The organism is Melioribacteraceae bacterium, from assembly GCA_019638015.1.
Taxonomy (GTDB): Bacteria; Bacteroidota; Ignavibacteria; order Ignavibacteriales; family Melioribacteraceae; genus JAHBUP01.
Map to the genome: position 1 here is coordinate 1,137,515 of JAHBUP010000001.1, position 11,912 is coordinate 1,149,426.

The following is an 11,912-nucleotide window of genomic DNA, read 5'->3' on the forward strand; positions in this document are numbered from 1 at the left end:
ATTATTTACCTTCCGTCACTTTTCCCTTTATATCGGTACCCATTCTCTGCAAATAAGCAATTAACGCAATTATTTCAGTATCAGCATCAGCAGGAATACCATTATTAATCAGATCATTTGCAATCTCGCCAGCTTGCTTATTTAAATCAGCTAAGGCATATTTTTCATAACCTTCATCATACGGTACACCAAGAGTTCTCATAACACTAATTTTTGTCTCTGTGTCATTCGTATTTAGCTTATTGGAAATTAACCAAGGATACTTTGGCATAATTGAACCGGGGGACATAGTAGTTGGGTCTTCCATATGAAGATAGTGCCACATATTAGAATATTTGCCTCCAATACGCATTAAATCGGGACCGGTTCTTTTTGAACCCCACAAAAATGGATGATCATAAACAAATTCACCCGCTTTGGAATATTCCCCATACCTTTCGGTTTCTGATCTGAATGGACGAACGAGTTGTGAATGACAAGAAACACATCCCTCACGAATATAAATATCACGTCCTTCCAATTCGAGTGGGGAGTAGGGTTTTACACTTGAAATTGTTGGTATATTAGATTTTACTAAATAAGTAGGAATTATTTCTATTAATCCACCAATCAAAATGGCAATAGTAGAAAGTATAGCAAATTTTACGGGACGTTTCTCAAGCCACCTATGAATCATTCCCGGTTTTAATGAATCTTTTTCATATTGAAGTGGTGCGGCTTCGGCATCTTCATTTTTAATGAACTTACCCATTTTTGAGGTCATCATTAAATTATACACAAGCAAGAATAATCCGGCAAAATAGATCAATCCACCAATTGAGCGGATGATATACATCGGAATTATTTGAATTGTAGTTTCGAGAAAATTGGGATATTGAAGCACGCCTAAATCTGTAAATTGTTTCCACATTAATGCCTGAGCTATTCCTGCCCAGTACATCGGAACGGCATAAAAAACGATACCCAAAGTTGTTAACCAAAAATGGACATTTGCCATTTTTCTGGAATATAATTCAGTCCCCCACATTTTGGGAATTAGCCAATACAAAATTCCGAATGACATCATCCCATTCCATCCAAGGGCGCCAACATGTACGTGAGCAATAGTCCAATCGGTAAAATGAGAAATTGCATTTACACTTTTAAGTGATAACATGGGGCCTTCGAATGTAGCCATTCCATAAGCCGTAACCCCAACAACCATAAATTTTAATACGGGATTATCCCGGACTCTATCCCAAGCTCCTCGTAATGTTAATAATCCGTTTATCATTCCTCCCCACGAAGGAGCAATTAACATAATTGAGAAAACTGTTCCGAGAGATTGCGCCCAATCTGGCAGAGCTGAATATAGAAGATGATGGGGACCTGCCCAGATATATAAAAATATTAATGACCAAAAATGAAGTATTGATAATCTGTAGGAATAAACTGGCCGGTTTGCAGCTTTCGGGAGAAAATAATACATCATTCCCAAATAGGGGGTTGTGAGAAAAAACGCGACCGCATTGTGACCATACCACCATTGCACAAGTGCGTCCTGAACACCGGCATAAATTGGATAACTTTTAATAAGAGAGACAGGTATCTCGATCGAATTAACGACATGTAGGACAGTAACTGTGACAAAAGTTGCGATATAAAACCAGATGGCAACATACATATGTTTTTCACGTCGTTTAATTATTGTGCCAAACATATTTGCACCGAATGATAACCAAACTACCGCTATCATCAAATCAATTGGCCATTCAAGCTCGGCATATTCTTTTGATGTAGTAATTCCTAAAGGAAGAGTTACAGCCGCAAGGACTATAATTGTCTGCCATCCCCAAAAATGAAATTGACTTAAAAAGTCATTCCACATTCTAGCTTTGCATACTCTCTGCAATGAATAGTATACGCCGGCAAAAATCATGTTACCAACAAATGCAAAAATTACGGCATTTGTGTGCAGAGGACGGATTCTTCCAAAAGTTGTGTAGGGAATTCCCAGATTCAAAGCTGGAATGTAAAGTTGAATCGCAATCAGCAGTCCAACTAGCATTCCTACAATACCAAATACTACTGTGGCAATCGCAAACTGCTTTACAATTTGGTTATCATAACTAAATTTCTCAAGGTGCATTCAGGCAGCTCCTATAGTTTGGTTTATTGTTTAATAAATTAAAAAATTAATTCGATTTATCATCTTTATTTTTATCATCCGGATTCAAATCATCAAATAAAATTCTCACCGAAGGAGTATATTTGTCATCATACTGTCCACTTTTTACAGCCCATAAATAGGCAGCCAAAAAACCAAGGGCAACCAGCAAACTTGCTCCAATTAATATGACAACGACACTCATTTAATGAAACCCTTTTTATATCCGAAATAGTTTGTTAAAACTGTTGTGAACACTACTACTGAGATGGAACTGACCGGCATAAGCACTGCCGCAATTAAGGGAGTCAACACTCCGCTGAGAGCAAAAAATAAACCAATTAAATTATAAATGGTAGAAAAAACAAAACTTGCGATAATAATCTTTTTACTGATTCTCGAGAACTCAATAAATCGGCTAAGTTTATTAAAATTTTTAGAGTCGAGTATTCCATCGCATGCCGGGGAAAAGTTATTGGTATTGTCGGAAATAGAGATTCCAACATCTGCCTCATTGAGAGCTCCGGCATCATTTAACCCATCACCAATCATTAATACTTTTTTCCCTTTATTTCTGAGATTATTAATGAACTTAAGTTTGTCAAATGGGGATTGCCTAAAATATATTTGGTTATTATCACTAAATATACCTTTTAATTTTTCGAGTTCATTTGAATTATCCCCCGAAAGTAGATGAATCTGATATTTGGTATTTAATTCATTAATAATTTCTTTCAATCCATCTCGATATTTATTGTTGATCTGAAATAATCCCTTTACTTGATTATTGATTGAAACAAAAACATGTGTATGGGGATTATCAATTTTATCTGAAATACCTACAAAATCAGAGGAGCCAATTTTAATTGAGTTCTCACCAAATTTTGCAGATAATCCTTTCCCGGCTTCCTCTAAAAATAAGTCGGGAACATAATTTTTATTTTGATGAATTGAATGATAGATAGCCAGACTAAGCGGGTGAGAAGAATTTCGCACTGTGGATTTAATAATTCCTTCTTCCAATTCGGTTAACTCATCTCCAATAAAAGAAGTTAAAGATTTTCCTGTCTCGGTAATGGTGCCTGTTTTGTCGAATACAATTGTGTTAATTGCCGCAAGTTCTTCGAGCACATTTGTTTTTTTTATGTAAAAATTATTTTTACCGAAAATCCTCATAGCATTGCCTAAGGTAAATGGAGTAGAGAGAGCAAACGCGCATGGACATGCAACTATTAAAACAGCCGTAAATACATTGAATGACATAAGTAAATCCGGATACCACATTATCCCGCCAATTACTGCAATAGAAATAATCGCGAATGTGAAATATTTACTAATCGAATTTGCAAATCCAACAATTTTAGAATTATGATCTTTATCTAATGAATTGTTATTCCACAATTGGGTAAGATAACTTTGAGATACCTCTTTAATAGTTTCTAATTCAATTACGCCCCCAATTTGTTTTCCTCCGGCAAATATAATATCCCCATTATTTTTTATATCGGGGGTTGATTCACCAGTAACAAAACTGTAATCAATATTTCCACTCCCCTTGATCAAAACGGAATCAGCCGGGATTAATTCATTATTCCTAACAATTATTCGTTGACCAACTTTGAGCTTCTCAATCGGAATAGTGGTCTCGCCGTTAACCGTATTAATTGTAACTGAAATTGGGAAGTATGATTTATAATCCCTCTCAAAATTTAGCGTATCGTAGGTTTTGGTTTGGAAGACCTTTCCAATCAGCAGAAAAAAAACTAATCCGGCTAGTGAATCTAAATAGCCGGCACCTCCAAAAAATATAATTTCAACTAAGCTTCGAATAAAAAGGACAAGAATACCAAGTGCTAGAGGCACATCAATATTGATGATCTTTTTTTTCAATCCCTTCCATGAAGAAATAAAGTAATCTTGAGCGCTGTAAAAAAATACCGGAAGTGATAGAATAATATTTAGATAGGCGAAGATACTTTTCAGCCGTTCATGTTCCTCAGAGTTAATTGATAGATACTCCGGAAAACTTAGCAGCATAATATTGCCAAAACAAAAACCTGCAATACCTATTTTGTAGTAAAGATTCTTTAACTCACTTTTTGAGGTTGATTCTTTTCTTTCGTCCAGGTTTAATGTCGGCTCATAACCAATCGAGTCGAGCAGCCGGATTATATCTTTTAATGATGTATCCCTCACAGAAAATATTACAAATATTTTCTTTTGTAAGAAATTAACTTTTGAAGAAATAATCCCATGATTGAGTTTATGTAAATTTTCCAATATCCAGATGCATGAACTGCAGTGCATATGCGGAATATCTAATGTTACCCTCACTGTTTTCCCATCTGAAAAATCAATCAGTCTATTTATTAGCTCTGGATCATCTAAATAATCATAATTTTTTACGAGTTGATGTTTCTGAGTTTTACCGGGGGTTTCTTCGAGGCTGTAATAGTTGCATAATCCACTGTCATCAAGAATTTCATAAACAGTTCTGCATCCGTTGCAGCAGAAAATTTTTTCATTAATATGAAAGGAGTTATCAATGCATTCTTCACCGCAATGATAACAGATAATTTTAGATTCTGTTTTTTTCTCGAGTTCTTCTATCCTTTCCAAGTATATTCGAATTTGGTGAGGGTTAATTTTTTAATGACTTAAAATATAAAAATCCGGATGCTTTGTCTAATATCTTTTTCAATGAAAAGTTTGTCGTTACATATTTACTGATTAACTTTTGCCATAAAAATTTGAGGAATTTATGTCACGCTTGAAAAATAAAACTGTGTTTATTACCGGAGCTACTTCAGGAATTGGAAAATCATGCGCTTATGCTTTTGCAAAGGAGGGTGCAAATCTAATAATAAGCGCCCGTAGAATAGAATTGGTGAATGAAATTGCAGAGGACTTAAAAAAGCAATTCGGAATCAAAGTGTATGGGTATAAATTAGATGTGCGAAATCATGAAGAAATAATTTCATCCACTAACGCACTTCCAGCCGAATGGAGGAAGATCGATATTTTAATTAATAATGCTGGATTAGCGATAGGGTTAAATAAGTTTTATGAAGATGATCCATCAAATTGGGAGCAGATGATTAATACTAATGTTAAGGGGCTCCTCTATGTTACCCATGCAATTCTTCCTTTAATGATTGAGAATGGAGGAGGACATATAATTAATATCGGATCAATTGCAGGACATGAGGCATATCCTAAAGGTGCCGTTTATTGTGCTACAAAACATGCTGTTGATGCAATCACACGATCGCTTAGAATGGATACGATTGATAAAAATATAAAAGTCAGCACTATTGATCCCGGTTTGGTGGAAACTAATTTTAGTAATATTAGATTTAGTGGTGATACCGAAAAAGCTAAAAATGTTTATAAGGGAATTGAACCATTAACAGGGGATGATATTGCTGACTCAGTAATTTACTGCGCATCGCGTCCACCTCATGTAAATGTTTCAGAGATAACGCTACTTGCTGCAAAACAAGCTAGTGCTATGGTTGTTCATAGGGAATGATTAAATAAATTATTAGATATGATTACAATTATGTAAAATGCCGGATATATCCGGCATTTTAATTAGGTATCTATTTTCTCTAAAAAATTAATCCCGTATTACAACTCTCTAGTAATTTCAGAAACCGCTTTCCTCTTTCTTGGTGCAATTTCTCTTTTTGCTAAACTTTCAGTTAATTTTTCGGGAGAATCGACATATCCAAGGGCTATAAGAACAACAGGTTCATATTCTTCACTATCAATATTTAAATTTTGTATGGTTTTGTTCTTATCGAAACCGCCCATTAAGTGGGAATAAATTCCCATTGATTGAGCTTGCAGAGCGAGAGTAGCATTTGCCGCACCAACATCATGAAGTGCATAAAAATTTAATTTACCGTCATCATATTTCTTTTTTGCCAGACTTAAAATTATAACCGATGCATTTTTAGCCCACTCTTGGTTAAATGGAACAAGACAATCAAGCAATAAATTAAAATTATTTTCATCACTTTTTTGGGCATACACATAACGCCACGGCTGGTAATTCATTGAACTGAATGCCCACGAGGCAGATTCAAAAATTGTGTGTAAATCTTTCTCTGGAATTGATTGGCCGTTAAATGCTCTTGGGCTCCATCGTTTACTTATAATTTCGTGTACCGGATTTTCTGTAGCCGCTTTTTTGATATTATCCAATTCTTCAATCGATACTAACTCACTAACCATTTTATCCTCTTTTTTCGTTCGAAACACAATGTAATCGATTATGGTTCCTGATAATTAGTGAGATGAACTATTTTACTAATGAAATCATTTATAAATTGTATACAGTTAAATTAAAAATTTAGTGTTATAATGATAAAACCAGAAAACCATCTATTCATGATTTTCGGTGCATCAGGCGATTTAACAAGACGAAAGCTTGTGCCCGCTCTCTACTCCCTCTATGTTCAAAAACTATTGCCAGAAAAATTTGCGCTGCTTGGGGTTTCAAGAAGTTCTTTTTCGGATCATGAATTTAGAGATAAAATGAGAGTATCATTAACCCACTTTAAAGAGATTGATGATTTATCATTTATAGATAGTTTCCTTGAACTTCTATTCTATCAACCTATTGATTCGGAAAATGCCGATGATTTTGGCATTCTTAAAAAAAGAATTCAAGAATTGGATAAAGAAAAACAACTTAGTGGAAATATTATTTATTACTTGTCAACACCTCCAAATCTTTATTCGATTATCCCTAATAATCTTGCTCAATATGGTCTCAACAAAAATGTAAATGGATGGAAAAGATTGATCATCGAAAAACCTTTTGGTTATGATTATGAATCAGCACTCAAACTCAAAAATGATTTAAAACAAAGTTGGGAGGAAGAACAGATTTTTAGGATAGATCACTATCTTGGAAAGGAAACGGTTCAAAACTTATTGGTTACCCGCTTTTCAAATGGAATTTTTGAACCACTCTGGAATAGAAATTATATTCATCATATTGAAATTACATCCGCCGAAAGTATTGGTGTTGAAGACCGTGGCGGTTACTATGATTCCTCAGGCGCTCTTCGAGATATGGTTCAGAATCATTTGCTTCAAGTTGTGGGACTCGTAGCGATGGAGCCACCATCATCTCTTGAACCAATTTCTATTAGAAATGAAATTCTTAAAGTATTTCAGTCATTTAGAGAAATAAAAGAGGAAGAGGTGAAACATTTCGCTATTCGAGGTCAATACATATCCTCAAAAATAAAAGGAGAAAGTGTATCGGGTTACCGTGAGGAAAAGGGAGTAGCTAGTAATTCAACAACAGAAACCTTTGCCGCGATTAAATTTTATATCGATAATTGGCGGTGGGGTGGAATTCCTTTTTATGTTAGAACAGGCAAGAGACTCCCGACCCGGGTTTCGGAAATTGTAATTCATTTTAAACAAACTCCCCATTTTCTTTTCAGCAAGGATAAATCTGTAAATTCATGCAATCAGTTGGTCATTAGAATTCAACCTGATGAAGGTATATTATTAAAATTTGGTATGAAAATTCCGGGTGCAGGTTTCGATGTTCATTCGGTGAATATGGATTTCCATTACTCAGATTTAACTACACATAGAATTCCATCGGCATATGAGCGGTTGATCTATGATTCAATGAGAGGGGATTCAACTCTTTTTTCACGAACTGATGAAGTACTGGCAGCTTGGAAGTTTTTACAACCGATTATTAATTCATGGAAGAATGACAAATCAATTCCGCTTTTTGGATATCCCGCAGGTAGTTGGGGACCAGAGCATGTCGATGATATGATTGATGGGGAAAATATGACTTGGCGTTACCCATGTAAAAATCTGTCGGATGATGGAGTTTATTGTGAACTCTGAAATAGTAATAAAAGAAAGTATCAATGAACTGTCAGAATATATTGGTCAACTCGTGATCTCAGAGTTATCGTGCAAATCAAAATTGAATATTGCTCTTTCCGGCGGATCGACTCCGTTGTCGATGTTTGTTTATTTATCTGAAAATTTTTCATCTAAAATCGATTGGGAAAAGATTAACTTTTTTTGGGTTGATGAGAGATGCGTCCCCCCAGATGATGATCAGAGTAATTATAAACTTGCTAATGATTTTCTATTCAAGAAAGTAAATGTACCGAGAGAAAATATCTTCCGAATTTTTGGGGAGAATGAACCTTATTACGAAGCTGAAAGATATTCTAATATTATAAAAGATAATGTGAGTTATAATGTTGATTCTTTTTCATTTGATATAGTGTTTCTTGGATTAGGGGAGGATGGACATACCGCATCTATTTTTCCTGAGCAGATTAGTATATTGAAATCAGAGGAAATTTGTGAAGTTGCCGAACATCCTATTTCAATGCAAAAAAGAATTACTCTAACCGGTAAATTGATTAATAACAGTAGGACGATACTTTTTCTTGTCACTGGCGTTTCAAAACAAAAAGTTGTTTCAGATATATTGTCCAAAACCGGTGATTATTCAAAATATCCAGCATCATACATTAATCCCAATATTGGAAAATTAATCTGGCTTATGGATAAACCGGCCTCTGCTGGGTTAGATGGCTTCAATTTAATTCAAGCTTAGAGAACATTTGCTCTACGATAATTATCCCGTTTGCGGTCTTAAAAATTGTAATTATCACCTGCTATCATGTTTTATTCTATTTTATTTCCCCAATGCTTTTTATAATTTAGAATCAAAATTATTAATTCATTCGAGGTAGTAATGAAAAAGTTTATTCTAAGTTTAATAATTATATCATTCTCTCTGCAGATAAACGCGCAGACAAAAAGAGCGATGACGGTTGAAGATATGTGGTCGATGAAAAGAATTGGGGGATATGATCTTTCTCCCGATGGGAAAAAGATTGTTTTTTCTGTTTCCACTTACGATATGAAATCTAATAAGGGTAATTCTGATATCTGGATGATTGACTCTGACGGAAAAAATCTAAAACCAATAAAAAATAGTGATGCCAATGAATCATCTCCAAAATTTTCTCCGAATGGAATGAAAATTACCTATGAAACCGGAGGTCAAATTTGGATTGCTGATCCTAATGGGAATAACGCATCAAAACTTACCGATTTATATACGGGAGCTTCGGGAATAGCATGGGCTAAAGATGGAAGAGGATTATTATTTATTTCTTCTGTTTATCCCGATTGTTTAACTCAAGAATGTAATAAAAAGCGTGATGAAGAAGCCGAAGAGTCAAAAATTAAAGCTAAAATTTTTACTGAATTAATGTACCGCCATTGGAATGATTGGCGCGGCGATAAAAGATCACATCTTTATTGGATGAATTATGGAACAAAAGAATATTTTGATGTAACACTCACTAGTAATTTTGATGTGCCTCCGATCGCTCTCGGTAGTGCTAATGATTATTCACTTTCTCCTGATGGGGAAGAGATCGCTTTTACAATGAATACTGATAAGATGCTCGCGACCAGCACAAACAACGATATCTTCATTTTAAGAGTTTCAGACATCAACAAAAACGGTAAAACTAATTTCAAACAAATTTCTACTAGCAAGGGAAATGATAATCAACCGGTTTATTCGCCAGACGGTAAGTATATAGCTTTTTGTTCAATGGCTAGAGCAGGATTTGAGGCCGATAAACAATCGTTAATGATATATAATCGTGAAACGGGTGAACTGAAAAATGTTACCAATAAATTAGATATCTCGATAGGACAAATATTATGGTCCCCCGATGCAAAATTTATTTACTTTGATGCTGATAGAGAATCATTCCACTCAATTTATAAATTTAACCTAGCTACAGGTGAGAACACTTTACTCGTTAAAGATGGACATAACTCAGAATTGACAATTAACGCTGATGGTACTAAAATATTCTTCAAACGTCAGCAATCCATTCTACCCACAGAAATCTTTTCAATTAAAAATGATGGTACTGGATTAACCCAAATTACAAACACAAATCCAGAGTTATTAGCACAGCTTCAGTTTGGCGAGTTCGATACTTTCTGGAGTAAAGGTGCAGGGGGAGTGAATGTTCAATCTATAATAGTTAAACCTCCATTTTTTGATGCTGCTAAGAAATACCCGATGATTTTTTTAATTCATGGCGGTCCTCAGGGTAACTGGTCAGATCAATTCCATTACCGCTGGAATATGCAATTATTCGCATCAAAAGGATATGTGGTTGTTGCTCCAAATCCACGAGGCAGCACCGGTTTCGGACAAAAATTCACAGATGAAATTTCGGGTGATTGGGGTGGAAAAGTTTATGTTGATTTAATGAGCACTTACGATAATGCAATTAAATCCTACAAGTTTATTGATGCTAAAAATACATTTGCCGCCGGTGGGTCATATGGTGGTTATATGGTAAATTGGATTCTTGCCAACAATACCAAATTTAATGCTTTAGTTGCACATGCATCAGTTTTTAATTTGGAAAGCATGTATGGAGCTACTGAAGAATTATGGTTCCCTGAATGGGAGAATAAAGGTACTCCTTGGCAAAATAGAAAATTGTATGAAAAATTTTCTCCCCATAGATATGCCAAGAATTTTAAAACCCCAACTTTGGTTATTCATGGCGCATATGATTTTAGAGTACCAGAAGGGCAGGCATTTGAATTATTTACCACTTTACAACGAATGAATGTACCTAGTAAATTTTTATACTATCCAGATGAAACTCATTTTGTCACAAAACCTCAAAACGCAAAATTATGGTGGAACACCATTTTTGATTGGTTTGATCAATTTAAAAAATAGATGGGGTGATTATGAATTACGAATTTGAAAATTTAGAAGATCAATTTGGAACCGAACAAAAAGTTGAGGAAGGTTCAAAATTTGTTGAAGATAAATTATGGCCAAAACTGGAAAAAGTTGGAAGTAAAATCCGGTTTGCAAAAGATGCGAAGGCTTTATTTAGATTCATGAAAGATAGATATGTACCTTGGTACCGTAAATCTATTGTTATAGCGGCATTGGTATATTTTATAAGTCCAATTGACGCTGTACCCGATCTTGCACCATTGATTGGTTATTTGGATGATCTCGGTGTTATTACGGCCGTAATTAAGTTTATGGGAAATCAACTTACACCTTATTATGATAATTAAGTGAGTGTTTGTGATTTACGTTAGAGATGTAGAGCCAATTGAGTGAGGAAAAATATGAGTCGGCTTAATTATTTATTATTGATGGTAATTTTAATAACTGTTGGATGTTCTTCAACAAATTATCCACCATTGGATGTTGTGGATAAAGTTGATGTTAACAGATATCTCGGTAAATGGTATGAAATAGCACGCCTTCCATTCAAACAGCAAACCGGTTGTGAATGCACATCAGCTGAATATCAGTTAATAGATTCAACCACATTAAAAGTTATTAACAAGTGTTTGAAAGAGGGAGAAATTGATGACGCTGAAGGAAAAGCATTTGTAGTGGAAGGAAGCAACAATGCAAAATTGCGCGTTCAATTTTTTTGGCCATTTAGAGGAGATTATTGGGTTATTGATCTTGATGAAGAAAATTACCAATACGCTGTGGTGGGAACACCAAGTAGAAAATATTTGTGGATTCTTTCTCGAATCCCGAAGATGGATGATAAATTATTTCAAAAGCTGATTGATAATGCCAGTTCCAAGGGCTTCGATATGACCAAACTGGAAGTTACCAAACAAGGTTGTAACGATTAATTATTTTTCTTTCTCTGTTACTCAAAAGCAGTTTATG

10 protein-coding genes are annotated in these 11,912 nt (G+C 34.9%); 6 read left to right on the forward strand and 4 right to left on the reverse strand.

Annotation, left to right across the window (positions count from 1 at the left end):
* Position 1: 1 nt before the first annotated feature.
* From ccoN to KF816_04485, 3 genes are read right to left on the reverse strand one after another with little or no spacing between them, the layout of a single operon-like run.
* Positions 2-2,128 (reverse strand): cytochrome-c oxidase, cbb3-type subunit I, encoded by a 2,127-nt coding sequence (gene ccoN, locus KF816_04475; protein ID MBX3007268.1) that lies wholly within the window; start codon positions 2,126-2,128, stop codon positions 2-4.
* Positions 2,129-2,174: 46 nt separating this feature from the next.
* Positions 2,175-2,351 (reverse strand): cbb3-type cytochrome oxidase assembly protein CcoS, encoded by a 177-nt coding sequence (gene ccoS / locus KF816_04480; GenBank protein MBX3007269.1) that lies wholly within the window; start codon positions 2,349-2,351, stop codon positions 2,175-2,177.
* Positions 2,348-4,756, reverse strand: coding sequence for a heavy metal translocating P-type ATPase metal-binding domain-containing protein (locus KF816_04485; GenBank protein ID MBX3007270.1), 2,409 nt, complete (start codon positions 4,754-4,756; stop codon positions 2,348-2,350). Before KF816_04485 ends, ccoS begins: the two co-directional genes overlap by 4 nt.
* Positions 4,757-4,907: 151 nt before the next feature.
* On the opposite strand from KF816_04485, the gene KF816_04490 reads away from it, so the two are divergent.
* Complete coding sequence (locus KF816_04490; protein MBX3007271.1) at positions 4,908-5,678, forward strand: SDR family NAD(P)-dependent oxidoreductase; 771 nt, start codon at positions 4,908-4,910, stop codon at positions 5,676-5,678.
* Positions 5,679-5,776: 98 nt separating this feature from the next.
* Here KF816_04490 and KF816_04495 read toward each other — a convergent pair whose 3' ends face one another.
* Positions 5,777-6,385, reverse strand: a complete 609-nt coding sequence (locus KF816_04495) for a nitroreductase family protein (protein ID MBX3007272.1) — start codon at positions 6,383-6,385, stop codon at positions 5,777-5,779.
* A 129-nt stretch (positions 6,386-6,514) separates the two neighbouring features.
* On the opposite strand from KF816_04495, the gene KF816_04500 reads away from it, so the two are divergent.
* The 5 genes from KF816_04500 to KF816_04520 all read left to right on the forward strand — a co-directional run bounded on the left by KF816_04500 (position 6,515) and on the right by KF816_04520 (position 11,875).
* Positions 6,515-8,035, forward strand: a complete 1,521-nt coding sequence (locus KF816_04500) for a glucose-6-phosphate dehydrogenase (protein MBX3007273.1) — start codon at positions 6,515-6,517, stop codon at positions 8,033-8,035.
* On the forward strand, positions 8,010-8,765 hold the full coding sequence (gene pgl, locus KF816_04505) for a 6-phosphogluconolactonase (protein ID MBX3007274.1): 756 nt from the start codon (positions 8,010-8,012) through the stop codon (positions 8,763-8,765). The genes KF816_04500 and pgl overlap by 26 nt, the downstream gene beginning before the upstream one ends.
* A gap of 141 nt (positions 8,766-8,906) precedes the next feature.
* Positions 8,907-10,940, forward strand: coding sequence for a S9 family peptidase (locus KF816_04510; protein MBX3007275.1), 2,034 nt, complete (start codon positions 8,907-8,909; stop codon positions 10,938-10,940).
* Between the two features lie 11 nt (positions 10,941-10,951).
* Complete coding sequence (locus tag KF816_04515) at positions 10,952-11,293, forward strand: DUF1232 domain-containing protein (protein ID MBX3007276.1); 342 nt, start codon at positions 10,952-10,954, stop codon at positions 11,291-11,293.
* A 54-nt stretch (positions 11,294-11,347) separates the two neighbouring features.
* Positions 11,348-11,875, forward strand: coding sequence for a lipocalin family protein (locus tag KF816_04520; protein MBX3007277.1), 528 nt, complete (start codon positions 11,348-11,350; stop codon positions 11,873-11,875).
* Positions 11,876-11,912 lie beyond the last annotated feature (37 nt).